This window comes from Geobacillus sp. GHH01, assembly GCF_000336445.1.
Classification (GTDB): domain Bacteria; phylum Bacillota; class Bacilli; order Bacillales; family Anoxybacillaceae; genus Geobacillus; species Geobacillus zalihae.
In genome coordinates this window covers 1,083,691-1,108,711 of record NC_020210.1, presented here as the reverse complement: position 1 = coordinate 1,108,711, position 25,021 = coordinate 1,083,691, and the positions used below count along the sequence as shown (strand labels likewise).

The 25,021-nt window shown below is 56.1% G+C and carries 26 protein-coding genes; all 26 read right to left on the bottom strand.

All coding sequences use genetic code 11. The features are described 5' to 3' along the window. Positions 1-73: 73 nt before the first annotated feature. Positions 74-955 carry a DNA-processing protein DprA gene (gene dprA, locus GHH_RS05615; protein ID WP_015374402.1) on the bottom strand — a complete coding sequence of 294 codons (882 nt, stop codon included), beginning with the start codon at positions 953-955 and terminating at the stop codon, positions 74-76. Positions 956-1,277: 322 nt separating this feature from the next. Continuing rightward, positions 1,278-2,180, bottom strand: a complete 903-nt coding sequence (sucD, locus tag GHH_RS05610; protein WP_015374401.1) for a succinate--CoA ligase subunit alpha — start codon at positions 2,178-2,180, stop codon at positions 1,278-1,280. A gap of 17 nt (positions 2,181-2,197) precedes the next feature. Next, positions 2,198-3,358 carry an ADP-forming succinate--CoA ligase subunit beta gene (gene sucC, locus GHH_RS05605; RefSeq protein ID WP_011230708.1) on the bottom strand — a complete coding sequence of 387 codons (1,161 nt, stop codon included), beginning with the start codon at positions 3,356-3,358 and terminating at the stop codon, positions 2,198-2,200. Between the two features lie 115 nt (positions 3,359-3,473). Next, positions 3,474-3,761 carry an EscU/YscU/HrcU family type III secretion system export apparatus switch protein gene (locus GHH_RS05600; protein ID WP_011230707.1) on the bottom strand — a complete coding sequence of 96 codons (288 nt, stop codon included), beginning with the start codon at positions 3,759-3,761 and terminating at the stop codon, positions 3,474-3,476. Continuing rightward, positions 3,758-5,305, bottom strand: coding sequence for a flagellar hook-length control protein FliK (locus GHH_RS05595; RefSeq protein WP_011230706.1), 1,548 nt, complete (start codon positions 5,303-5,305; stop codon positions 3,758-3,760). The genes GHH_RS05600 and GHH_RS05595 overlap by 4 nt, the downstream gene beginning before the upstream one ends. A gap of 18 nt (positions 5,306-5,323) precedes the next feature. After that, complete coding sequence (locus GHH_RS05590) at positions 5,324-6,106, bottom strand: ribonuclease HII (RefSeq protein ID WP_015374400.1); 783 nt, start codon at positions 6,104-6,106, stop codon at positions 5,324-5,326. Between the two features lie 84 nt (positions 6,107-6,190). Then, positions 6,191-7,057: a ribosome biogenesis GTPase YlqF gene (gene ylqF / locus GHH_RS05585; protein ID WP_013145770.1), complete on the bottom strand. Its 867-nt coding sequence runs from the start codon at positions 7,055-7,057 to the stop codon at positions 6,191-6,193. Positions 7,058-7,069: 12 nt separating this feature from the next. After that, on the bottom strand, positions 7,070-7,624 hold the full coding sequence (gene lepB, locus GHH_RS05580; RefSeq protein ID WP_013145771.1) for a signal peptidase I: 555 nt from the start codon (positions 7,622-7,624) through the stop codon (positions 7,070-7,072). 119 nt (positions 7,625-7,743) lie between these two features. Then, positions 7,744-8,100, bottom strand: coding sequence for a 50S ribosomal protein L19 (rplS, locus tag GHH_RS05575; RefSeq protein ID WP_013145772.1), 357 nt, complete (start codon positions 8,098-8,100; stop codon positions 7,744-7,746). Positions 8,101-8,235: 135 nt separating this feature from the next. Beyond that, a complete protein-coding gene (trmD, locus tag GHH_RS05570; RefSeq protein ID WP_011230701.1) occupies positions 8,236-8,970 on the bottom strand; it encodes a tRNA (guanosine(37)-N1)-methyltransferase TrmD in 735 nt (244 codons plus the stop codon). Further along, the gene (gene rimM / locus GHH_RS05565) at positions 8,970-9,488 is read right to left on the bottom strand and encodes a ribosome maturation factor RimM (protein WP_015374399.1); all 519 of its coding nucleotides are present in this window, start codon (positions 9,486-9,488) and stop codon (positions 8,970-8,972) included. Before rimM ends, trmD begins: the two co-directional genes overlap by 1 nt. A gap of 15 nt (positions 9,489-9,503) precedes the next feature. Next, on the bottom strand, positions 9,504-9,890 hold the full coding sequence (locus GHH_RS05560) for a YlqD family protein (protein ID WP_011230699.1): 387 nt from the start codon (positions 9,888-9,890) through the stop codon (positions 9,504-9,506). 88 nt (positions 9,891-9,978) lie between these two features. Next, a complete protein-coding gene (locus tag GHH_RS05555) occupies positions 9,979-10,215 on the bottom strand; it encodes a KH domain-containing protein (protein ID WP_011230698.1) in 237 nt (78 codons plus the stop codon). Between the two features lie 11 nt (positions 10,216-10,226). Then, positions 10,227-10,499 (bottom strand): 30S ribosomal protein S16, encoded by a 273-nt coding sequence (rpsP, locus tag GHH_RS05550; RefSeq protein ID WP_011230697.1) that lies wholly within the window; start codon positions 10,497-10,499, stop codon positions 10,227-10,229. Positions 10,500-10,593: 94 nt separating this feature from the next. After that, complete coding sequence (gene ffh / locus GHH_RS05545) at positions 10,594-11,934, bottom strand: signal recognition particle protein (RefSeq protein WP_011230696.1); 1,341 nt, start codon at positions 11,932-11,934, stop codon at positions 10,594-10,596. Between the two features lie 17 nt (positions 11,935-11,951). Then, on the bottom strand, positions 11,952-12,284 hold the full coding sequence (locus tag GHH_RS05540) for a putative DNA-binding protein (RefSeq protein WP_013523384.1): 333 nt from the start codon (positions 12,282-12,284) through the stop codon (positions 11,952-11,954). A gap of 172 nt (positions 12,285-12,456) precedes the next feature. Continuing rightward, on the bottom strand, positions 12,457-13,443 hold the full coding sequence (gene ftsY, locus GHH_RS05535; protein WP_013523383.1) for a signal recognition particle-docking protein FtsY: 987 nt from the start codon (positions 13,441-13,443) through the stop codon (positions 12,457-12,459). A 19-nt stretch (positions 13,444-13,462) separates the two neighbouring features. Beyond that, the gene (gene smc / locus GHH_RS05530) at positions 13,463-17,026 is read right to left on the bottom strand and encodes a chromosome segregation protein SMC (RefSeq protein WP_015374398.1); all 3,564 of its coding nucleotides are present in this window, start codon (positions 17,024-17,026) and stop codon (positions 13,463-13,465) included. Between the two features lie 228 nt (positions 17,027-17,254). After that, a complete protein-coding gene (rnc, locus tag GHH_RS05525) occupies positions 17,255-17,995 on the bottom strand; it encodes a ribonuclease III (RefSeq protein ID WP_013523381.1) in 741 nt (246 codons plus the stop codon). A 179-nt stretch (positions 17,996-18,174) separates the two neighbouring features. Continuing rightward, the gene (locus GHH_RS05520) at positions 18,175-18,408 is read right to left on the bottom strand and encodes an acyl carrier protein (RefSeq protein WP_011230691.1); all 234 of its coding nucleotides are present in this window, start codon (positions 18,406-18,408) and stop codon (positions 18,175-18,177) included. A 61-nt stretch (positions 18,409-18,469) separates the two neighbouring features. Further along, the gene (fabG, locus tag GHH_RS05515; RefSeq protein ID WP_013523380.1) at positions 18,470-19,213 is read right to left on the bottom strand and encodes a 3-oxoacyl-[acyl-carrier-protein] reductase; all 744 of its coding nucleotides are present in this window, start codon (positions 19,211-19,213) and stop codon (positions 18,470-18,472) included. A 4-nt stretch (positions 19,214-19,217) separates the two neighbouring features. Continuing rightward, entirely contained in the window at positions 19,218-20,159 is a 942-nt protein-coding gene (fabD, locus tag GHH_RS05510; protein ID WP_013523379.1) for an ACP S-malonyltransferase, read from the bottom strand. 21 nt (positions 20,160-20,180) lie between these two features. Then, complete coding sequence (gene plsX / locus GHH_RS05505; RefSeq protein WP_015374397.1) at positions 20,181-21,164, bottom strand: phosphate acyltransferase PlsX; 984 nt, start codon at positions 21,162-21,164, stop codon at positions 20,181-20,183. Continuing rightward, the gene (fapR, locus tag GHH_RS05500; RefSeq protein ID WP_011230687.1) at positions 21,148-21,744 is read right to left on the bottom strand and encodes a transcription factor FapR; all 597 of its coding nucleotides are present in this window, start codon (positions 21,742-21,744) and stop codon (positions 21,148-21,150) included. The genes plsX and fapR overlap by 17 nt, the downstream gene beginning before the upstream one ends. Positions 21,745-22,042: 298 nt before the next feature. Then, positions 22,043-24,091, bottom strand: a complete 2,049-nt coding sequence (gene recG / locus GHH_RS05495) for an ATP-dependent DNA helicase RecG (RefSeq protein ID WP_015374396.1) — start codon at positions 24,089-24,091, stop codon at positions 22,043-22,045. Further along, entirely contained in the window at positions 24,088-24,972 is an 885-nt protein-coding gene (gene sdaAA / locus GHH_RS05490) for an L-serine ammonia-lyase, iron-sulfur-dependent, subunit alpha (RefSeq protein ID WP_015374395.1), read from the bottom strand. The genes recG and sdaAA overlap by 4 nt, the downstream gene beginning before the upstream one ends. Between the last annotated feature and the right edge of the window lie 49 nt (positions 24,973-25,021).

Genomic DNA, 25,021 nt, shown 5'->3' with positions numbered 1-25,021 from the left:
TTCCACCCCTAGGAGGTAAATTGAAATCTTCATTATTATTAATGATTATTGCCGCATTTGTCAAACATGTGCATTACACGTACGGGAATTCATCCAAAATGTCCGCCGCTTCTTGCACTAGTTTTGCCCCGTGCTGAATGAGCGTATTCGGCCCAGCGGATTCCGCCAAACCGATCGGGCCGGGGACGGCGAACACTTCCCGCCCTTGCTCAAGCGCATACGCGGCGGTAATGAGCGAACCGCTTTTTCGCTTCGCCTGCACGACAAGCGTGCCGAGCGACAGCCCGCTGATGATGCGATTGCGCGCGGGAAACTGCCATGCCTGTGGGCGCGTTGCCGGCGGATGCTCAGCGATGACCAACTGTTCGTTCATCAGCAGGGCGGCGAACGGTCGATGTTCTTTCGGATAAATGTGGTCAAGTCCCCCAGCGATGACGGCGATCGTCGACCCGCCATGCTGGACGGCGAGTTGGTGGGCGCACACGTCAATCCCAAACGCGAGCCCGCTGACGATCGTAAAGCCGGCGGCAACAAGCGGCGGCACCAATTTGTTCAACGCTTCGATTCCTTCTTTCGTCGGCCGCCTCGTGCCGACGATGCTGATCAGTTTCCGCTCCTGAAGCAAAGCGGGGGCCCCCTTTGCATACAGCACCCACGGCGGGGCATAAATATGCCGAAGCAACGGCGGATAGTCATGATCAAACACGGTGACCACATGAATGCACCGGTCCATATATGTTTTTATCACACGTTGCACATCGATGGAATGCAAATCATGGAAAAAAGCGGTCCATTGAGCGTCGGAAAGCGGAACGAGCGGGCGGAGATCATGAGGAGGCAGAGAAAATGGAGCGGTGAGCGTCGGATCAACCTTCAGCAAGGAATGAATCGTCTTCCATCCTGCCCCGCGGCAATGATGGAGATGGATAAGTCGGTCGCGGACCGTATCGTACATACTGATCCCCTTTCTTTTTTCACCTTCAGCATGGATCGATCGGTGCAACGAAAACGTTTAACATATCCTTGACGGAAAAGTCGCCTGTCTATTTTTTCGACTGTCGGAGGCAAGCCGCAGGCTTCCCCGTCACGCCTTGGCGTGACGGAAGACCGAACAGCCACCCGCTTCACAGACCCATACATGGGTCTTTAAGCGGCGTTGTTCGGTCGCCCGACAGCCGATCCAATTGCTCTGTAAAAGCGGCAAATGGGAAAGCTTCAAATTGCATCTATAGACATGATATGCAACACCCCGCACGGCAACGTGCGGGGCCAAACCATTAGTGCGTTTTGCATTTCTCGTACAAGCCGCGTTCTTTCAGCACAGAAATGAGCGTTTCGCCGATCACGGCCGGCGTTTCCGCCACTTTAATGCCGCATTCGGTCATTTTTTTGATTTTCTCTGCGGCCGTGCCTTTGCCGCCGGAAATGATCGCGCCCGCATGGCCCATCCGTTTGCCCGGAGGCGCCGTTTGCCCGCCGATAAAGCCGACGACCGGTTTCGTCATGTTCGCTTTCACCCATTCGGCCGCTTCTTCTTCCGCCGTGCCGCCGATTTCGCCGATCATAATGACCGCGTACGTCTCCTCGTCTTCGTTAAACGCCTTCAGTACATCGATGAAGTTTGTGCCGTTGACCGGGTCGCCGCCGATGCCGACCGCCGTCGACTGGCCGATGCCGGCTTGCGTCAGTTGGTGAACGGCTTCGTACGTCAGCGTGCCGGAACGGGAAACAATGCCGACATGTCCTTTTTTATGGATGTAGCCCGGCATAATGCCGATTTTGCACTCTTCCGGCGTAATGACGCCCGGGCAGTTCGGACCGATGAGGCGCGTCTTTTTGCCCTCCATGTACCGTTTCACTTTCACCATATCAAGCACCGGAATGCCTTCGGTGATGCAAACAACAAGGTCGAGTCCCGCGTCGACCGCTTCCATGATGGCATCCGCAGCGAAGGCCGGCGGAACGTAAATGACCGAGGCGTTCGCGCCTGTTTTTTCGACCGCTTCGGAAACGGTGTCAAACACCGGCACGCCTTCGACTTCCGTGCCGCCTTTGCCCGGCGTGACGCCGCCGACGATGTTCGTCCCGTACTCGATCATCTGCTTTGTATGGAACAGCCCTTGCGAACCGGTAATCCCTTGTACGATCACTTTCGTATCTTTATTGACAAAAACGCTCACGTGTCTCCCTCGCTTTCTTAACGTACTAGCTCGACGATTTTTTGTGCTCCGTCCGCCATCGATTCGGCCGCAATAATGTTTAAGCCCGACTCTTGCAAAATCTTTTTCCCAAGCTCAACGTTCGTTCCTTCAAGTCGGACGACAAGCGGAAGCGTCAAACCGACTTGCTTCGTCGCCGCGACGATGCCGCTCGCGATGACATCGCATTTCATAATGCCGCCGAAAATGTTGACGAAAATGCCTTTGACGTTCGGGTCGGACAAAATGATTTTGAACGCTTCCCTTACTTTTTCCTCGCTGGCGCCGCCGCCGACATCGAGGAAGTTGGCCGGCTCGCCTCCGTAATATTTGATGATGTCCATTGTCGCCATCGCCAAGCCGGCGCCGTTGACCATGCAGCCGATGTTGCCGTCAAGAGCGATGTAGTTCAAGTCGTATTTCGACGCTTCGACTTCTTTCGGGTCTTCTTCATCCAAGTCGCGGTATTCAAGGATGTCCGGATGGCGGTATAAGGCGTTTGAATCGAAATTCAGCTTCGCATCAAGCGCCATCACTTTGCCGTCGCCGGTGACGACAAGCGGGTTGATTTCGGCGATCGAGCAGTCTTTATCGACAAACACTTGGTACAAGCCCATCATAAATTTGACCGCTTGGTTGACGAGATGCTTCGGAATGTTGATGTTGAAAGCCAATCGGCGCGCTTGGAACGCTTGGAGCCCGACGGCTGGATCGATGTATTCTTTAAAAATTTTCTCCGGCGTTTTCGCCGCCACTTCTTCGATTTCCGTTCCGCCTTCTTCCGACCCCATTAACACGACGCGCGAGGTGGCGCGGTCGACGACAAGGCCGATGTAGTATTCTTTTTGGATGTCGCACCCTTCTTCAATCAACAGCCGTTTCACTTCTTTTCCTTCCGGGCCGGTTTGATGGGTGACGAGCACTTTGCCGAGCAATTCGCTGGCGTATGTACGGACTTCCTCGAGGCTTTTTGCCACTTTCACCCCGCCCGCTTTGCCGCGCCCGCCGGCATGAATTTGCGCTTTGACGACACACACCGGCGCGCCGAGCTCTTTCGCCGCTTCGACCGCTTCATCCACCGTGAACGCGACGCGGCCGTTCGGCACGCTCACACCATAGCTTCGCAAAATTTCTTTTGCTTGGTATTCATGAATGTTCATGCGCCAACCTCCTATGTATAAAATCAAAAAAGTCTTAGCGCTTTCATTTTATACCTAACATTTCGCGCTTGTCCACCGTTTCGCCGCAAAATTAAGAAAGCGGGGAATAGGAAAATTACCCCTTCCCCGCTCTTTCTCCTTTCGCTTCCTGATCAAGCTGATACAAAAACGCGAACAATTCAGCCACTAAGGCGTACAGCTCCTCCGGGATCATTTCGTTGATCTCCACTTTCCCCAGCAGCTCAACAAGCGTCGGATCTTGGCGAATCGGCACGCCGTGCTGCCGGGCGGCGGCGATGATCGCTTCGGCGACCTTGCCAACCCCTTTCGCCTTGACGATCGGAGCTGCGTCAAGTGCCGCATCGTAAGACAAGGCGACTGCTTTTTTCCGCTCCTCGTTCATGCTTGGCAATCCACCTCGCTGCAACTGTCGGCAAACAGAAAAACGGAAGGCGGAGGAGGGGCGGAACGCGTTGCCTTTACATCAATGCCTGAAAGCGCATAGCCGTGCGCCTGAAACCGCTCTTTGACAAGCGGAGCCATCCGAGCGGCAGCAACCGCCAACCGCGGATCATCGTGAAAAATGGAGATGTGGACGATCCGTCGTTGCACGCGCATATCAACGATCACCTCTCCCAGCTCTTCAAGCGTCAGGCAACAAACAATGCGGTTGTAATCGGCATCAAGCGGCCCGCCTTGTTTCCTCCTTCCTTGCCAGCACACAGCAAAATCGCTGCTGCGGCCGCCAAGCGGCAATGGAAACGAAATCCATACGTGCTCAATGAGCCCATCGCCGCCAGCAGCGATGGCCATGCCATCGAGCTGGTCGAGAATCGCTTCGGCCGCCCTCTTGGCCCCTTCGCTCCCCGATTCATGAAGAAAGCGAAGAAGCAGCCGTTTCAACGACGGGGCGGAAGGCAAATCCTCGATTTTCCCAACACGGACGAGCGCCGCCTCGTCCTCAAGCCCAAGCCGCACGGCCGCTCGCCTCAGCCAGCAAAACAGCGACAGCGCCGGATCTCTCGTCGCTCGAGCGGCCGCCCACAACTTCGCTTCCGCGGCGGGCAGCGCTCCGCTTTGATAGGCAGCATCAAGAGCGGCCCACTGTTCCAAAAACGCCTCCTCGTCCGTCAAGCCGAGCTGCCGAATGATATCGACAAACCGGCGGCATTGCACCGCCTCCCGAAGCGCCAAGCGGCGGTCCTCCGGCAACGGGGCGAGCCCAAGGCGGGCAAGAAGCGCGCGGGCCGTTTCGGCCTCTTCCTCCCCTGACAGCAACAAACGCACGGCCGCCTCGTAAGCGGACAGCGGCGGTGAAAGAAACTTCTCCATCGCCCGGCTGAGCTCAAGCGCCGCCGGATGGGCGGAAAGGGCGGCAATGGCCGCTTTCAGTTTCCCCAACCCCTCAGCGAGCGGCACCCCGGTTTTGGCTGCCCATAGCGCGCGAAACACGGCTGAAGAGAACGGCAGCCGGCGGCGAAACAAATGGGCGAGCACGTCTTCGGCCGCGTCCGGCTGGCCGGTCTCTTTCACCGCTTCAGTCAGTGCGGCAATTTCCTCTTTCGTTGCAGCCGCGCCAGCTTTCAGCGCTTGGCGGAGCACCGGCAGCGCCGCATCCGGCAGTTTCCACGCTTTTTGCCACCGGCGCACCGCCTCTTCACCTGACGGAGCAGACGCCGGTTCGGAAAGGGGAATGGCTTTCCAATAAATTGTTCCTTGTCGTTCGTGAATTTCAAACAAATACAAACGTCCGACGGCAAGCGGCGCCTCCAAACGGGCGCGCACAAGCTGTCCGCCAGCGCGGACGAGCGCCGCCCGCTCCCCGGTTTCCATCTCCTCGACCCGCTCCACTCGGCCGACGACGGCCTGCCCCGGCTGAAACCGCCGGCTGGATGTCGCGTCGCGGACAGCGGTCGTTGGCATTGTCCGCTCCATGCGCTCGACCATTTCGTCCCATCCCTTCTTCTAGAGCTGCTCGCTCGCCTTCAGCACCTCCCTCACCGGTGCGAACGAACGACGGTGCTCAGGCGTAACGCCGTAGCGGCGGATCGCCTCGAAATGTTCCGGCGTTCCGTAGCCCATATGGCGCGCGAACCCGTATTGTGGATAGCGGCGATCCAGTTCTTTCATCCACCGGTCGCGCGTCACTTTGGCGATGACCGACGCAGCGGCGATTGAAGCGCTGTTGGCGTCTCCTTTTATGAGGCGCTGTTGCGGCAGTGGGCACGGCACCGCCATCGCATCAACAAGCAAATGTTCAGGCGGCGGGGAAAGGGCGTTCACCGCTTTCGCCATCGCTTGCCTTGTCGCTTCGTAAATATTCCTTTCATCGATCTCCGCCGCGCTGACGATGCCGATGCCGATGGCGACGGCGCACGCTTCAATTTGCGCAAACAATGCCTCGCGCTTTTCCGGCGTCAGCCGCTTCGAGTCGTCAAGCCCCGGCAAATAGGCGTCTTTCGGCAAGATGACCGCGGCGGCGACGACCGGGCCGGCCAGCGGGCCGCGCCCGGCCTCATCAATGCCGGCGATCCGTCTAACGCCAGCGGCGTATAGTTCCCTCTCATAACGCATTAGTTCTTCCCACCGCTGCTCGATGGCGTGCCGGCGCGCTTTCTGCCTTTCAAAACGGGCAAGAAGCGCCTGCACGCTTTTTCGCTCATCCTGCCGCAGCATCTCCCAGCGCGGGTCGTCCTCGCCAAGCTTCGGAAGCAGCGCTTCAATGTCTTTCACCGTATACCGCTTCATGCTCCTCTCCCTCTTCTACTTATACTATCGGCTCTGTTTGGCCGACCGTAAAGCGCCGCCGGCAAAAAACGCCCGCCGGACGCGCTACGTCCGTGAAGCGGGCGTTTCAAAGCTTAAGCGGCCTAATTTTTCCGTGCGGATGTCATACAAAACGATGTCAGCCACTTTATCGTAGTCAACAGCGCCGCCTGACGTCAAGCAGCCGCGCCGCCTTCCGATGGCGTCAAACAAGGCGACAATGTCATCCGGAATGTCATCAAGGCCGTAGCGCTCCGCAAGCCGGTTGGGATAGTGGGTCGACAAAAAGCGGAGCGCATAGACGGCGACATCCTGCAAGTTTAAAATTTCGTCCTTAATGGCCCCGGTCACCGCCAACTTGTAGCCCACGTCCTCATCCTCAAATTTCGGCCATAGGATGCCTGGGGTATCAAGCAGCTCCATTTCTTTGCCGACTTTAATCCATTGCTGCGCTTTTGTCACCCCCGGCTTGTCGCCGGTTTTCGCGATATGGCGGCCGGCGAGCCGGTTGATCAGCGTCGACTTGCCGACGTTCGGGATGCCGACGATGAGCGCCCGAACCGGGCGCGGGTTTTTAATCCCTTTCGCCCGCATTTTCTCGAATTTGTCTTTCACCATCTCTTTCGCTGCCGCCGCGATTTGCCGGACTCCTGTTCCGCTTTGAGCATCGATGGGCAAAGCCAGCCGCCCTTGATCGTGGAAATAGCGGATCCACTGTTCGGTCACCGCCTCATCGGCCATATCAGCCTTATTGAGCAAAATGAGGCGCGGCTTTTGTCCGAGAATCTCGTCGATCATCGGGTTGCGCGAGGACATCGGCACACGGGCGTCAAGCAGCTCAAACGCTACGTCGATCAACTTTAATTTTTCTTGCACTTCCCGCTTGGCCTTCGCCATATGGCCGGGGAACCATTGAATCACTGTCATTGGCATCACCTGCCTCGTTTATTTCACAATCCGGGCGTCAGAAAGCGGCCAATACACAAGATTCGCCTTGCCAACGACTTTTGACATCGGAATGAAGCCGATATGGCGGCTGTCTTTGCTGAAACGGCGATTGTCGCCCATGACAAACAAATGCCCCGGCGGCACCGTGCTTCGCCCGGTCAGTTCCTCCAAAGTGAACGATTCCGTCAGTGGACCGCCGTCGGACAACTGCTTTTTATACTCGTCCAAATACGGCTCTTCATACGGCTTGCCATTGATATAGAGCGTATCATTTTTGTATTCAATTCGGTCGCCCGGCAGGCCGATGACTCGCTTAATATAGTCTCTCCCTTCTTCAGCGTGAAAAACAATGATATCGAAACGGTGCGGCATGCCGATTTTATACGCCAGTTTATTGACGATCATCCGCTCATGGTTATGTAATGTCGGCATCATCGAATAACCGTCGACGATGATCGGAGCGAAAATAAAGTAGCGGATGCCCCCGGCGAGCAAGACGGCAACGACGATCGCTTTCATCCATTCGCGCCATTCGCTTTTTTTCTGTTCCATTGTCCACCCACCTAAATCAAAGTTTGCAGTCGTGGATCACGACCGTAATCATCATTGGCGGTAGTGAAAAAAGGAGCTTGAAAGCAAGCTCCTTTTCCGCTGTGATCCACCGTTGTCCATTATTGCGCTGCGTTCGTATTTTCCTTGATGCGCGCCGCTTTGCCGCGAAGTTCGCGCAAGTAGTACAATTTCGCGCGGCGGACTTTCCCGCGGCGGATGACTTCCAGCTTGGCGATTTTCGGCGTATGCACCGGGAATGTGCGCTCAACGCCGACGCCATAGGACACTTTGCGGACCGTGAACGTTTCGCTGATGCCCGCTCCGCGCCGTTTAATGACGACACCTTCAAACACTTGGATGCGTTCGCGGTTGCCTTCGACGACTTTCACATGAACGCGCACCGTGTCGCCCGGGCGGAAATCCGGCAAATCCGTCCGCAGTTGTTCTTTCGTAATCTCTTGGATTAAATGATGCATCATGATCCACTCCTTCCACAGATGTTCATGCCAATGATCTCTTCATTGCAGCGGAACATCGTTTTCCATCCTCAAGCCAATCGCTTAAGGTCACACAAAAGACATGATAGCATAAACGGTTGACTCAGGCAATAGCTATTCGCGCTCCTTTTCCCACTCTTTCAGCCATTGCTTTTGCTTGTCTGTAAGCGGATATTCATCGAGCAAGTCCGGACGGCGCAAAAACGTGCGCCGGAGCGATTCCTTCTCGCGCCACTCGGCGATGAGCTGATGGTTGCCAGAAAGCAGAATATCCGGCACTTTCATGCCGCGGAAATCGGCCGGTCTTGTGTATTGCGGATACTCAAGCAGCCCGGAGCTGAACGAGTCATCGACCGGCGACGCCTCATTGCCGAGCACCCCGGGGAGAAGACGGACGACGCTGTCGACAATGACCATGGCGCCGAGTTCCCCGCCTGTTAAAATATAGTCGCCGATCGAAATTTCATCGGTTGCTAAATATTGGCGGATGCGTTCGTCATACCCTTCGTAATGGCCGCAAATGAGCACCAAATGCGTTTCTTTCGCCAGCTCTTCCGCCTTTTTTTGCGTGTAGCGCTCGCCTTGCGGGCAAAGCAAAATGATGCGGGCGCCAGGCGATCCAGCCGTCACGTGTTCCACCGCGTCAAAAATCGGCTGCGGCTTGAGCACCATGCCGGCGCCGCCGCCATACGGATAATCGTCGACCGTTTTATGCTTGTTGTCGGCAAACTCGCGAAAATCAATAAGGCGGATGTCGACGGCCCCTTTTTCTTGCGCCTTCTTTAAAATCGACTCGCTCAACACCCCGGAAAACATGCCGGGAAACAACGTTAAAATATCGATCCGCATCACTCGAGCAGCCCTTCCATCGGCCGGATGATGATCGTTTTCCGATCCGGATCGACGTGCAAAACGACCTCGTCAATGTACGGAATGAGCGCTTCCGATCCGTCTTCGCGCCGGACGACCCAGACGTCGTTCGCCCCTGGAGTCAAAATTTCCTTTACCGCGCCGATGGTCTCCCCGCCTTCTGTCACGACAGTGCAGCCGATGATCTCATGGAAATAATATTCCCCTTCCGCGAGTTCGCCGAGCTGGCTTTCCGGCACCTTCAGCATCGCTCCCTTAAACCGTTCCACATCGTTGATGCTGTCATAGCCTTCAAACGACAACAAGTCAAACGATTTATGGACGCGGTGGCTTTTCACCGTGACTTCAATCGGTTCCGTGTCCCGTTCGCGGAAAATGTACAGCTTGTTTCCTTTTTTATACCGTTCTTCAGGAAAGTCGGTGCGCGAAATGACGCGCACTTCGCCGCGAATGCCGTGCGTATTGACAATTTTTCCGACATTAAACCATCGTTCCATCGCTTTCATCCCTTCTTAGCGAATCTCTTTGACGACGCCGTCTTCAATGATGATGGCGCGCGTTTTTGTCACCTCTTCCCAACGGTCGCCGACGTTCACCTCAACGAGCGCCTCGACTTCCCGCTCTTTCAATTCGCTCCCTAACGGTAGCATATGTAATTGTTCGAGCTGAAACTCAAGCAGTTTCATTTTCTCCATCCGCTCGTCGATCTCTTTGGCAAAATATTGTTTCACTAAAGCGGGCGGATAGTTTCCGCTTTTCTCCATTCGTTTCTGTTCAAAACGAAGCTGGTCGCACTCGCGCTCGAGCTGCTGCTTGCGCGCCAAAAACGCGGCGGCAAGCTCTTGTTTGCTCCGTTCGGTGACGATTTGCCGCACCTCAACCGTTTGAATGAGCTTCATCCTCTTCCCCCTTTTGACACGGAATGAACGGCACCCGGGTCATTTTTGCGCCCTTTGGCATCATATCAAAAAAGGGAGAGGAACATCCTCACCCTTTGTCTTTCACTTGCACAACAACCCGCTTTGGCGATCCGGCCGCGGCGGCGGCAACGACCGTGCGAATCGCCTGGATCGTCCGCCCTTGTTTGCCGATCACTTTGCCAGTGTCGTCTTCATGCACGGACAGCTCATAGATGACGGCCGTCTCTTCTTCGCGGCGCTCAACCGCCACCGCCTCCGGATGATCGACAAGCGCCTTGACGATCGTTTCAATGAGCGGCTTCATGTGCATCTCGCTTATTTGCCGTATTTCAAGTTATGGAACTTCTCTAAAATGCCTTGCTTCGACAGCAAGCTGCGCACCGTATCCGATGGTTTGGCGCCGTTTTGCAGCCATTTGAGCGCCAATTCCTCATCAATTTTCACTTGCGCCGGCTCAGCGACCGGATCGTACGTGCCGATCGTTTCGATAAAACGACCGTCGCGCGGCGAGCGCGAATCAGCTACCACGATGCGATAGAATGGTTTTTTCTTTGTTCCCATGCGTTTTAAACGAATTTTTACTGCCATAGTCAGTACGCACCTCCGTATAGAGTTCACACAAGATAGTATATTAACAATTCTTTTTCCGTTTGTAAAGGTTTTTCGCTTAACAGATCTTCATTTACATAAATGGAAAACGGAATCCTTTCTTTTTCCCTTTTGGCATATTCGTCATCATTTTCATCATTTTTTTCATCTCGTCAAATTGCTTCAAAAGCCGGTTTACTTCCTGCACCGTCGTGCCGCTTCCTTTGGCGATCCGCTTTTTGCGGCTAGCGTTGATGATTTCCGGATGCGTTTTCTCTTCTTTCGTCATCGAGCGGATGATCGCCTCAACGCGGGCGATTTGCTTTTCATCGACTTGGATGTTGGCGAGCCCTTTGATTTTGTTGGCGCCCGGCAGCATTTTAATCAGTTCGTCAAGCGGTCCGAGCTTGCGCACTTGGCCGAGCTGCTCCAAAAAGTCGTCAAGCGTGAAGGTGGCCGTGCGCATTTTTTGTTCGAGCTCCTTCGCCTTCTCTTCGTCGACGGCCGCCTGCGCTTTTTCGATGAGCGTCAGGACATCGCCCATGCCTAAAATGCGCGACGCCATTCGCTCCGGATGGAACGGCTCCAAAGCGTCAAGTTTTTCGCCCATCCCAGCAAACTTGATCGGCGCTCCGGTGACGGCGCGAATCGACAGCGCCGCCCCGCCGCGCGTGTCGCCGTCCAGCTTCGTCAAAATCACCCCGGTGATGCCGAGCTGCTCATGGAAGCTTTGTGCGACATTGACGGCATCTTGCCCGGTCATGGCGTCAACGACGAGGAAAATTTCATCCGGCTTGACCGCTTCTTTCATTTGCTTCAGTTCATCCATGAGCGCTTCATCAATGTGGAGGCGGCCGGCTGTGTCGATGAGCACGTAATCATAATGCTCTTCTTTCGCCCGCTCGAGCGCCTGTTTCGCGATTTCAACCGGATTGGCGTGCTCGCCTAACGAAAAGACAGGCATGTCGAGCTGCTTGCCAAGCGTCTCAAGCTGTTTGATCGCCGCCGGGCGGTAAACGTCGGCAGCCACCAGAAGCGGCTTCCGGTTATGCCGTTTGCGCAGCAAGTTGGCCAGCTTCCCGGTGGTCGTCGTTTTCCCGGCCCCTTGCAACCCGACCATCATCACAACGGTCGGCGGTTTCTTCGCGACAGCGATTTGGCTTTGCTCACCGCCCATTAACGCCGTCAGCTCTTCCTTGACGATTTTGATCACTTGCTGGCCCGGCGTTAAGCTTTTCATCACTTCCTGCCCGACAGCCCGCTCGCTCACCTGTCTGATGAAATCTTTGACGACTTTAAAGTTGACGTCAGCTTCCAAAAGCGCAAGGCGCACTTCGCGCATCATCTCTTTGACATCCGCTTCGGTGACTTTCCCTTTGCCGCGGATGCGGTTCATCACCTGCTGCAAACGTTCAGACAGTCCTTCAAACGCCATGGCGGCCACCCCCTTTTTTAATCAAGTTCGTCAAGCTCGCGGACTAGCGCCGCCAATTCGGCGTCAGCACCGTAGTGCCGGCTGATGTAGTCTTTCAGCCGCTCGATGATCTGCCGCCGCCGTTCATATTTTCGCAGCAGCCCGAGCTTCTCTTCATACTGCTCCAGCATCGCTTCTGTACGCCGGATGTTATCGTACACCGCCTGGCGGCTCACCTCATATTGTTCGGCAATTTCCCCGAGGGAGTAGTCGTCCAAGTAGTAAAGCGCCATATAGTTGCGCTGTTTCGGCGTCAACAGCGCTTGGTAAAAATCGTATAAATAGTTCATGCGCATCGTTTTTTCCAGCACCGGACTCTCCCTCCCTCATTGTTAAGTAAAATACCTTTACAAAAATGTAGTGTACCGTCTTTTCGGCAAGGTGTCAAGGGATGGAACGAACAAAGGGCTTATCGGTTACACTCCCGTGGACGTAACAACAAAGGGCGCTCCATTGTTTTGGGAGCACCCTCTGTTGGCTTGTTTATGATTCCAGCAAATCAGCAAACAATCCGTAGACGTACTGTTCTGGATCGAACACTTGCAAATCGTCCATCTTCTCGCCGAGGCCGACGAGTTTCACCGGGATGGCCATCTCGTTGCGAATGGCAAGCACGATGCCGCCTTTCGCCGTGCCGTCAAGCTTCGTCAACACGATGCCGGTCACATCGGTCGCTTCTTTAAACAGCTTGGCTTGGCTCATCGCGTTTTGCCCGGTCGTCGCATCCAACACAAGCAGTACTTCATGCGGAGCGCCCGGAATTTCGCGGCTGATGACGCGTTTCACTTTTTCGAGCTCTTTCATTAAATTCACTTTGTTTTGCAGCCGCCCGGCCGTGTCGCATAACAATACGTCAACGCCGCGCGCTTTCGCCGCTTGAATCGCATCATACATGACCGCCGCTGGATCGGAGCCGGCCGCCTGCTTAATGACGTCGACCCCAACGCGCTCGCCCCACGCTTCGAGCTGCTCGATCGCCCCGGCGCGGAACGTGTCGCCAGCTGCCAACAAGACGGATTTCCCTTCCGATTTCAGCTTATGGGCGAGCTTGCCGATCGTTGTCGTTTTGCCGACGCCGTTGACACCGACGAACAAAATGACCGTCAGCCCGCCTTCTTGTATATTCAAAGCGGAAAGTTCTTTGTCATCGGCGCCGGCGCGGTAAATGTCAACGAGCTTTTCGGCGATGACGTCGCGCATTTGCGCCGGGTCTTGAATGTTGCGGCGCTTCACTTCCATTTTCAGCTCATCGACAAGTTCCATGACGGTCGTGACGCCCACATCCGCGGCGATCAAAATTTCCTCAAGCTCTTCAAAAAACTCTTCATCCACTTTCCGATAACGGGCGATGAGGTCGTTCACTTTCCCGGCGAGCGAATTTCGCGTTTTTGACAGCCCTTCTTTAAACTTTTCGGTTACGGCATCCGCTTGCTTTGTCCATTTTTCTTTCCATTTTTGAAAAAAACCCATCCAAAGCGCCTCCTTTCCATTATGACCGCACGAGCTCCTTCGAATCTTCCAAACGGACAGAAACAAGCTTTGAGACGCCCGATTCTTGCATCGTGACGCCGTACAGCACGTCCGCTTCTTCCATCGTCCCTTTTCGATGGGTGATGACGATAAACTGCGTGTCGCGGCTGAACCGTTTTAAATATTGGGCATACCGCTGCACGTTCGCTTCATCAAGCGCCGCTTCGACTTCATCAAGGACGCAAAACGGCACCGGGCGCACCTTTAAAATCGAAAACAAGAGGGCGATCGCCGTCAGCGCCCGTTCGCCGCCGGAAAGCAAGCTTAAATGTTGCAGCTTTTTCCCCGGAGGCTGAGCGACGATGTCGATCCCAGTCTCAAGCAAGTCGTTCGGATCGGTCAGCCGCAAATCGGCGCGCCCGCCGCCGAACAGCTCGCCAAATACCTCGCCAAAATGGGCGCGGATTTGTTCAAACGTCGCGAAAAATCGTTTTTTCATTTCATCGTCCATTTCATCAATGACTTGGTGGAGCGTCGCCTTCGCCTCTTCCAAATCGGTTTTTTGCTCGCTTAAAAAGCGGTGCCGTTCGGAAACTCGTTCGTATTCATCGATCGCCCCCAAGTTGACGGTGCCGAGCTCCTCCATGGCGCGCTTGATCAGCTTCACCCGCTTGCGCGCCTCATCGGCGCCGATCTCAAGCGGGTACGCGGAGCGAGCCGCTTCAAACGACAGCCCATACTCTTCGCGCAGACGGACAAGCAAATTCTCAAGCTCCACATCAAGCCGGTTCAACTTTACTTCTTCGTCTTTCACGACATCGGCGAGCTGTTTATGCTGCCGCTTCGTCTCTTTCCATTCCTGTTCCAAATGTTCAAGACGGCGTTGGAAATCGAGCCGCTGTTCGCGACGGCTCGCGATCAGCTCCAATGTCTTTTGCTTGTCCTCAAGCTTTTGCTTTCGCAGCTGCTCAATCTCTTCCTCGTTCCATTCCGGCGCCTCCATTTCCGCATCCAAAGCGGCTCGTTCGCGCTCTGCTTCTTTGAGCCCACGGATCGTTTCGGCAAGCTCCGCTTCCCATTCTTCCACTTTCCGGCGTGCATGTTTCACGCGCTCTTTCGTTTCCGCCAAGGCGATTTTTTGCTCCGTGATCGCTGCCTGGAGCGCCTCTTTCGTCGTTTGCTCCGTCTGTTTTTGCGCCTGCAGCCGGCTGATGTCGTCATCGATCGCCTGCAGTTTCTCGGCAAGCTGCTCAAGCTGCCTGTCAATGGCGCCGAGGCGGCGGTTGAGCTCTGCCATTTCGCGCTCGTCGTTCGCCTTTTCTTCATCATACAGTGCGAGCCGCTCGTCGATCCGTTTTTTCTGCCATTCGAGCTCGCGTTGCTCGTCCTTTTGTCTTTGCAGGGCCTCCCGAAGCGCCGCAACCTCTTCTTGCAGCGCGGCCGCCTGCGCTTCCTGCTCCGCCAGCTCGTGTCGTTTTGCGGCAACAGCCCGCTCAAGCCGAGCGATCGTTTCATCCATTTCCTGCAGTTTGGCCGAAAGCGTCTCAAGCTCGCGGTTTCGACTTAATAGCGACGCGGTCTTTTTCGCCGCCCCGCCGCCGGTCATCGCCCCGCCAGGGCTGACGACATCACCGTCCAATGTCACGAGGCGATAGCGATAGTGAAGAAGCTTGGCCAGCTCATTCGCGCCTTTTAAATCGGCTGTCACGATGACATGGCCGAGCAAATGAGCGATCGCCGCCCTATAGGCGCGGTCGTATTCGACGAGCTCGCTCGCAATGCCGACAAACGCCGGATGGCGGTCAATCGCCGCCCGCTCCCGTTCGGAAAGCGCGCGCGCTTTTATGACGTCAAGCGGCAAAAACGTCGCGCGCCCGTAGCCGTTCGTTTTCAAATAGTGAATCGCTTGCCGCGCCGCCTGTTCGCTGTCAACGACGATATGCTGCATCGCCCCGCCGAGCGCCGTTTCAATCGCCGTCTCATAGCGGTCCGGCACGCGGATGAGCTCAACAATGGCGCCATGAATGCCGGGCAGAAGGTCGCGCGCCTTTAATACTTCCTTTACTCCTTGGACAAAACCGGAATAATCATGTTGCATCTCTTCCAACCATTGCTGGCGCGCTTTGGTTTGCTGCCGGTATTGGCGCGCCTGATGCAGCAACGCTTCATGCTGCTCGAGCTCCGTTTTTTGCGCTGCGAGCGCCGCGGCGAGAGCGGCTTGTCTGTTATGCGCTTCCGTCAGCGCCTGTTCGAGGCGGGTCTGCTCGGCCCATAAGGCCGCCCGCTTCTGCTCGAGCTGTTCACGTTCGGCGAGATGGCGGCGGTTCGCTTCATCGAGCGCCGTCCGTTTGGCATGCAGCTTGCTGATGGCCTGCTCCACATGTGCGCGTTCGTTTTTCAACGCCGCCTGTTCATGAACAAGGTCGATGTAATCACCTTTTCGCCGCTCGATTTCTTCCTCAATGTCGGCTTCATGCGCCGAAAACAAAGCCTGTTTTTCTTTCAGCTCCCGCTCGAGCGCTGCGGCGCCCGCCTCAAGACGGGCGAGTTCCTCCCGCTCGGCATGCAGCTGCTCCGTCAAGCGGCGCCGTTTCGCAGCCAGTGCAGCCGTTATGTCGTCCAGCTGCGCTTTTCGCCTCGCGGCATGCTTTTTTCTCTCTTTCAATACTTCTTTCCGCCCTTCGAGCTTCTCAAGCTCTTCGCTGGCTAAAAGCAGCACTTGCTGCAAACCGTCGATCGATTCGTCAATGGCGGTCATTTGATCGCGCAGCTGTTCGATTTGGGCTTCCATTTTCTGCAACGCCGCCGCCAGCGCCACTTCGTCCCGTTGGTGCCCATCAAGCGCTTCCTTCAACTCATTCCATTGCCCGCGCAACTGCTCGATGTCGTGAACCATCAGCGCCACTTCAAATCGCTCGAGCTCTTCGCGTTTTTCCAAAAACTCTTTGGCGAGCGACGCCTGCATGCGGAGCGGCTCAAGCTGCTGTTCGAGCTCGTGCAAAATATCGTTGACGCGGTGCAAGTTGTCTTGCGTCTCCGCTAGCTTCGCCTCCGCCTTTTTTTTCCGCAGCTTGTACTTCAACACGCCGGCCGCTTCTTCAAAAATCGTGCGCCGCTCTTCCGGTTTGCTGCTTAAAATCTCTTCGACCCGGCCTTGGCCGATGATGGAAAACGCCTCCTTGCCGAGCCCGGAATCGAGAAACAAATCGACGATGTCTTTCAAACGGCACGGCTGGCGGTTGATGAAAAACTCGCTCTCCCCCGAGCGATAGACGCGCCGGGTCACGCTCACTTCCTGGTACTCAAGCGGCAAAAAGCCGTCTTCATTGTCGAGTGTGATCGTCACTTCAGCCACATTGAGCGGCTTGCGCGATTCGCTGCCGGCGAAGATGACGTCTTCCATTTTCGCCCCGCGCAACGATTTTGCTGATTGCTCACCGAGCACCCAACGGATCGCATCGGTAATGTTGCTTTTGCCGCTCCCGTTCGGACCGACGACCGCCGTCACACCAGGGACAAACTCGATCGATACACGGTCGGCGAACGATTTAAAGCCGATCACATCCAATCGTTTCAGGAACATGGTATGACGCCTCACCATCTTTCCACTGTGATCCAACACAAACACCCCGGAGCCCTTTTGGGAAACCGAGACGTTCGATCTTTTCATCCTACCATATGAGCTATCGAAAAAAACGCCTTTCTTCCCCCGCTCAAGGCGCGCATGTTCATCGAAACACCCATGAGCAGCGTTTGCTCTCCATCCCTTCGCACGTTCACAGAAAAAAGACTGACGTAACAGCGCCAACCTTCACTGCTGATCGGCAGCCCGCAACGTTTCGAGCGCCATTTGCGCCGCATGCTGTTCAGCTTCCTTTTTCGAGCGGCCGACGCCGATGCCAAGCTCTTGGCCGTTTAACGCTACGCGGGCGACAAACTCCTTGTTGTGGGCCGGACCTTTTTCCTCCAAAATGGCGTATTCAAGCGTTCCGCTGCCGTCCCGCTGCACCAATTCCTGCAGCTGGCTTTTAAAATCCATCACATGAGAAAAAGCACCTTCATCAATTTTCGGAAACATCGTTTTCTCCAAAAAGCGGATGACCGCGTCCATTCCTTGATCCAAATACAAAGCGCCGATGAACGCCTCAAAGACGTCTGCCAAGAGCGCCGGACGCGTCCGCCCGCCGGTCAGCTCCTCGCCTTTGCCGAGCAAGACGAGCTCGCCGAACGACAGGGCGTTGGCAAATTTCACAAGCGACGGCTCGCAGACGATGGCCGCCCTCAGCTTCGTCAATTGCCCCTCGCTCATATGCGGGAACTTTTGAAATAAATATTGAGAAACGGTCAGCTCCAGCACGGCATCGCCTAAAAACTCAAGCCGTTCATTGTCTTCGTGAAGCCGCCGCCGATGCTCATTCACATACGATGAATGGGTGAACGCTTGAATCAACAGCTTTTCGTTTCGAAAGGTGATGCCGATTTTTTTTTGCAGCTCTTGAAACTTCGCCCGCCTCTTTTCATGGATGCGCTCTTTATCTTTTTGTTTTGACATAAAAATGCCCTCCGACTTCGTTCCAGAACAAAATGGCCGTGTCTTCTTCTATTATATCCGTTCTCCGGTCCGCTACGCGAGCGGGAATCGTGCGCTTTTTTCCGCAAGACCCGCCGAGCATCCCTGAAAAAGCAGAGAAAGCCCCGTTCGAAGCAACGGGACTTTGCAAAAAAGCGGCATTACAGACGACTTTTTATGTAGTTCACAGCGTCTCCGACTGTGACGATTTTTTCCGCCTCTTCATCGGAAATTTCCATGTTGAATTCGTCTTCAAGTTCCATGACGAGTTCGACGATGTCGAGCGAGTCAGCGCCCAGGTCGTCCTTAAACGACGCCTCGAGCGTCACTTGCGATTCGTCAACCCCCAGCCGGTCAACGATGATTTTCGTTACACGTTCCAATACATCGGCCATTGCGTTCACCTCCCTTCATGATTATAGTCGATTGGCAGAAAAAATACTAGCGCTGTTTTTCTTACGGCATCACCATGCCGCCGTCAACATGAAGCGTCTGTCCGGTCATGTAGCTCGCGGCGTCGGAAGCGAGGAAAGCGACGACGCGGGCGACATCATCCGGCTCGCCAAAGCGGGCGAGCGGAATTTGCTTTAACATTTCCGCCTTCAGCTCCGGGCTGAGCGCTTCGGTCATATCGGTCGTAATGAATCCTGGTGCGACGGCGTTAACGGTGATGTTGCGGCTGGCGAGTTCGCGCGCCGCCGTCTTCGTCAGCCCGATGACGCCGGCCTTGGCGGCGACATAGTTCGCCTGCCCCGGATTGCCGATCACGCCGACGACCGAAGCAATGTTGACGATCCGCCCATAGCGCTGCTTCATCATCGGGCGCGTTGCCGCCTTCGTACAAAGAAATACCCCTTTTAAATTCGTGTTAATCACGGCATCCCATTCTTCTTCTTTCATCCGCATCAATAAATTGTCGCGTGTAATGCCGGCGTTGTTGACCAAAATATCGAGGCGGCCAAAATGGTCAATCGTCGTTTTCACCATGCGCTCAACATCTTCAGCGCGGGCGACGTCCGCCTGCACGGCGATCGCTTCGCGGCCGAGCGAGCGGATGGCCTCGACAACTTCATTCGCTTTCGCCTCGCTGCCGGCGTAATTGACGGCAACGTTCGCCCCTTGGCGGGCAAGCTCCAGAGCGACCGCCCGGCCAATGCCGCGCGACGCCCCGGTCACAAGAGCAATTTTTCCTTCGAGCATCGCTTTATTCCCCTTTCAGCGCCGCAACGGTCGCTTCGAAGGAAGCAAGATCGTTCACCGCATAAACGCGGGCGTTGCGGTCGATTTTTTTCACAAGGCCGGACAACACTTTTCCCGGACCGATTTCGACAAACGTGTCGACGCCAAGCGAAAGAAGCGTGCGCACCGACTGCTCCCAACGCACCGGCGAGTACAGTTGTTCAATGAGAAGGCGGGCGATGTCCTCTTTTTTCGTCACCGGCTCAGCCGTCACATTGGCGACGACCGGAATGACGGCGTCACGAATCACCAAACTGTCAAGAACCGCTTTCAGTTTTTCTGCCGCCGGCTTCATGAGAGCGGAGTGGAACGGACCGCTCACCTCAAGCGGAATGACGCGTTTGGCGCCGCGTTCTTTCAAAAGCTGCGCCGCTTTTTCCACTCCGGCTTTCGAGCCGGAGATGACAATTTGCCCCGGGCAGTTGAAGTTGGCCGGCTCGACCGGATCGCCTTGGGCGGCGATTTCATTTGTCACTGCTTCAAGCGCATCAGCGTCCATCCCAAGCACCGCCGCCATCGTCCCTTCACCGGCCGGCACCGCTTCATCCATCAGCTCACCGCGGCGGCGCACCGCGTAGACGGCATCGGCAAACGACATGGCGCCGGCGGCGACAAGCGCCGTATATTCGCCCAAACTATGGCCAGCGACATAGTCCGCTTTCAGCCCAGCGCCGTCGACAAGCTGGAGCAAGGCGATGCTGGCGGTCAAGAGCGCCGGCTGGGCGTTATATGTCAACGTCAGCTCTTCTTGCGGTCCGTTGAACATGAGCTTGGAAAGCGCGAATCCAAGCCGCTCGTCAGCCTCCGCGATGACGGCGCGGGCGCGGGCGTCATGCTCGGCAGCGTCTTTCGCCATGCCGACCGTCTGCGATCCTTGGCCAGGAAATAAAAAGGCGATTTTCCCCATTTTTGATTCCTCCTTTACCGATTATGCCCGTTCCAGCTCCGCTCTGATCGTGCCGATGACATCATGAACCACCATCTCTCGTGCCTGGCGGATGGCGTGGAAGATGGCGTTCGCATCGGACGACCCGTGCGCTTTAATGACCGGAGCATTTAAGCCAAACAGCGCCGCGCCGCCATACTCCGAGTAGTCCATCATTTTTTTCAGCCCGGCGAGCTTTGGCTTGAGGACGGCGGCGGCCAGCTTCGCCGCGACGCCGCTTGTCAGCGTCTGCTTGAGCAAGGAAAAGAGCGCCAGCGCCGTCCCTTCAATCGTTTTTAACGCAACATTGCCGGCAAAGCCGTCGGCGACGACAACATCAGCCACTCCTTGCAGCAGATCGCGCGCTTCGACATTGCCGATGAAATGAAGGTTCGTTTCCTTGAGCAAGGCAAACGCCCGTTTCGTTGTTTCGTTTCCTTTTTGGTCTTCCGTTCCGACGTTCAGCAAGCCGATGCGCGGTTTTTCGACGCCGCGCACGTTCTTTGCGTACGCATGTCCCATCAAAGCGTATTGCTGCAAATGTTCCGGCTTTGCATCGACGTTGGCGCCGACATCCAGAAAGACAAAGCCGCGCCCATCCAACGTCGGCAGCGTCGGGGCGAGCGCCGGGCGGTCGATGCCGGCTGCCCGCCCGACGACAAACAGTCCGGCTGCCATGAGCGCCCCGGTATTGCCGGCGGAAATGCACGCCTCGGCGCGCCCTTCTTTCACTTCTTCCGCCATGCGCACCATCGACGAGTTCTTTTTGCGCCGCACCGCCCGCACCGGCTCATCATCTGCTTCGATCACTTCGTCGGTGTGGATGATCGAAATGCGCTCTTCACCCGCCACATGCGGGCGAATTTTCGCTTCATCGCCAATCAGCGTAATCTCGATGTCAGGGAAATGGGCGGCGGCCATAAGCGCCCCGCGCACGATTTCGCCCGGGGCATGGTCTCCGCCCATGGCATCAACCGCGATATTCATTGCTGTCCCCATCCTTTTTCTCTATGTTTGAACGATACATTTCAAACGTACCAGAAAAGACGAGCTCCTGGCCGACGTAGCTGTTCACCTCGACGATTGTGCGCCCGTGCGCCGTTTTTCCGGTCACTTTCGCTTTGGCTACGACCCGCTCCCCTTCTTTCACTTGACGCACAAAACGAATGGTCGCTTTCGCTGTCAGCGCCAGTTCATCATGGATGACAGCGACGGCAAGCGAGTTGGCCTGAGCGAACAAATGATGGCCGCGGGCGATGCGGGTGCGCCGAAAGACGTGCTCCTCTTTCACATCGAAAATCGAAATGGCGCTCGCATCCGGCTCGATGTCAATAATGTCGCCGATTACTTCTTCAAGCGGCAACGCCCGCACTTTATCAGCGAACGACTGGCGGGCGACATTCTTGATGCGCTCACGCAGTTCGGGAATCGACAGCTCAAGCCGATCAAGGCGGATCGTCTGCACGCTGACCGAAAATTTTTCGGCGAGCTCTTCATCGGTGATAAACGGGTTTTCCCGGATCGTCTCCTGCAACAACCGTTGCCGTTCGCGTTTGCTTTTTCTCATCGATTCGTGACACCGTCCGATTTTATGACTAGGTACTAAAAGTAATATATAATATCAAAAAACGAAATGCAAGCACAAAAAATGAACAGCGCCACAGGCTGTCGGCCGCTGTGGATCCGACGCCCCCTCGCCAAACGGCTTTCTGCTTCATCCTCGAGGCCCACAAACGAAATAGTGGGACAGGCATCTCCTGCCTCCTCCGTCCGAGCAATGAAAATATAGGCTTCCACTGGCCAAAAAATCAATTACCATAAAAAACAGCGGGGCGCGAATGCGCCGGCCGCCTCCTCCCTGTCTATTAATCTAGCTTTTCCCCGTCGAGTAGGCCGGACGCTTCCAGCTCGGCGCGCAGCCCGGCGTACGCCTCATCGCGCCAAAACGCGGCCGAGGAAACGAGCTTGGCGGCATCGCGGCGGGCGACTTCCAAAATGCGGTAATCATGCACTGGATCGCCGTAGCGGAATTCCGGGAGCCCGCTTTGTTTTGTACCGAAAAAATCGCCCGGACCGCGCAGCTCCAAATCTTTTTCGGCCAACACAAACCCATCGGCCGTTTCCGTCATGATGCGCATTCGTTCTTTGCCGACTTCCGATTTCGGGTCGGCGATCAAAATGCAGTACGACTGGGCGTCGCCGCGCCCGACCCGCCCGCGCAGCTGATGGAGCTGGGCGAGGCCAAACCGTTCGGCGTCGTAAATGACCATCACCGTCGCATTCGGTACATTCACGCCGACTTCAACGACCGTCGTCGAGACGAGCACATGGATGCGGTTTTCGCTGAACGCCCGCATGACGCGTTCTTTTTCGTCGGCCGACAGCCGGCCGTGCATCAAGCCGATCTCATATTTCCCGCGATAATAATGGACAAGCTGGCTATGGACATCGATGGCGTTTTGCACATCCAATTTGTCCGACTCCTCAATGAGCGGACAGATGACATACGCCTGATGACCACGGCGCAATTCCTTTTCGATAAAATCGAGCACGCGGGAGAACTGATGATGCTTCACCCAATACGTCTCGACTTTTTTTCGTCCGGCCGGCATTTCATCGAGCACCGATACGTCCATGTCGCCGAACGCTGTAATGGCGAGTGTGCGCGGAATCGGCGTCGCCGTCATCATCAATACATCCGGTGCATGCCCTTTCTCACGCAAAACGCGGCGCTGTTCGACGCCAAACCGGTGCTGCTCGTCCGTAATCACGAGGCCGAGCCTGTGAAACTGCACTCCTTCTTGAATCAAGGCGTGCGTGCCTACGACGATATCAATTGTTCCTTCTTCCAGTTCGGCAAGCACCGCTTTGCGCTGCTTTCCCTTCACTGAGCTTGTCAAGAGCGCAATCGTCACATCCGTATCGGCAAACAGCTCGGCGAGCGAGCGGGCGTGCTGTTCAGCCAGAATTTCCGTCGGCACCATCAGCGCTCCTTGAAATCCGGACAAAGCGGCGGCGTAAAGAGCGACAGCGGCAACGACCGTCTTGCCAGAACCGACGTCGCCTTGCAAAAGCCGGTTCATTTGCCGCGGCGAGCGCATGTCCGCCAAAATTTCGCCGATGACGCGGCGCTGGGCGTTCGTCAAGACAAACGGCAATCCGGAAAGAAAGGACGAAAGCCGCTCTTCAGAAAACGAATGAACGACGCCGCGCCGCTCATCGCGCATCAATCGACGGAGCGCCTGCATTTTCAGCTGGTACAACAAAAACTCCTCATAGATGAGCCGGCGCCGCGCCTGATGCAACTCTTCGCGCGTGCGCGGAAAATGAAGGGCGCGGAGCGCTTCTTGTTTGTCGACAAGGCGATAAGCACGGCGCAAAGCGGGCGGCAGCGGGTCGGGGATGTGCTCGCCAAACTGTTCGAACGCCGCTTTCATCAACCGGCGCATCGTTTTCACCGTCAGCGGGCTGCGAACGGAGTAAACCGGCTCGATGCCGGTGGTCTCCGGAGCCGGTCCGAACCGAAGTTCGTAGGCGTTGATCGTTTGCCGATGCCGGTCCCATTTGCCGATCACCGTCACCGTCTCGTTCAGGGCGATTTTTTCCTTCAAATAGGGACGGTTGAAACAAACAACGGTGATCAAGTAGCGATCGGCCAGCATGCGGAAGGAAAGGCGCGATTTTTTCTTTCCGTAATACGTCAACAGCGGGGCGCTGTATACTTTTCCTTCCACTGTCACTTTTTCTTCATGGCGGACGACGGCCAAATCTTTTTGTTCGTAATCATCATAGCGGTACGGGGCGTACGCAAGCAGCTCACCGACCGTCGCGATGCCGATGTCGGCAAGCGCGGCCGCCGTCTCTTCACCGATGCCTTTGACCGCCGTCACCGGCTGCTGCATCGCTTCGTTCACTTCGATGCCGCAGAAGCGCCGAAAATGCGAGCCGCAATGGCGCGGCCAGTCGGCGTCGCGGCCACCCCCCCTTGCGCCGTTTCTTTGAGCGCCACCGGCATGGCTGCACCGATGCGATACATCGCTTCAATCACTTCATCGCACGGGATGCGGCTTTTAATGCCGGCTAGCGCCATATCCGCAGCGATCATGGCGTTCGCCGCCCCCATCGCGTTCCGCTTGACGCACGGCACTTCGACCAGGCCAGCAACCGGGTCGCATACTAATCCCAACATATTTTTTAGGGCGATGGCCATCGCTTCGGCCGCTTGGCTCGGCGTCCCACCGGCCAGCTCCACCAACGCCGCGGCCGCCATGCCGGCCGCCGACCCGACCTCGGCCTGACAGCCGCCGGCGGCGCCGGAAATCGAGGCGTTGTTCGCGACGACGTAGCCAAACGCCCCGGCTGTAAACAAAAACTCGATCATTTCCATCCTTGTCGGCCGCAGCTTCTCTTTCACGGCAAACAACGTCCCTGGAACGACGCCGGCCGCCCCTGCCGTCGGGGTGGCGCAAATAACGCCCATCGCCGCGTTCACTTCGTTCGTCGCCATGGCTTTGCTGACGGCGTCCAAAATCGTCTCCCCAGACAAAAAACGGCCGCCCTCAATATAACACTGCATCCGCACCGCATCGCCGCCCGTCAGCCCGGAGCGGGACACAACCCCTTCGAGTCCCCTCTCGACGGCGCGCTCCATGACCGACAAATGGTGATCCATTTGCGCGATCACCTCTTCTCGACTTCTTCCGCTTACCTCCACTTCTTGGCGAATCATCACTTCAGCGATTTTGATGTTGTCCTTTTCTGCCATCTCCACGAGTTCAGCTACATTGCGAAACATATCATTTCCCACCTATCCTCTCTCTATCATGGTGCATCTGAAACCGATT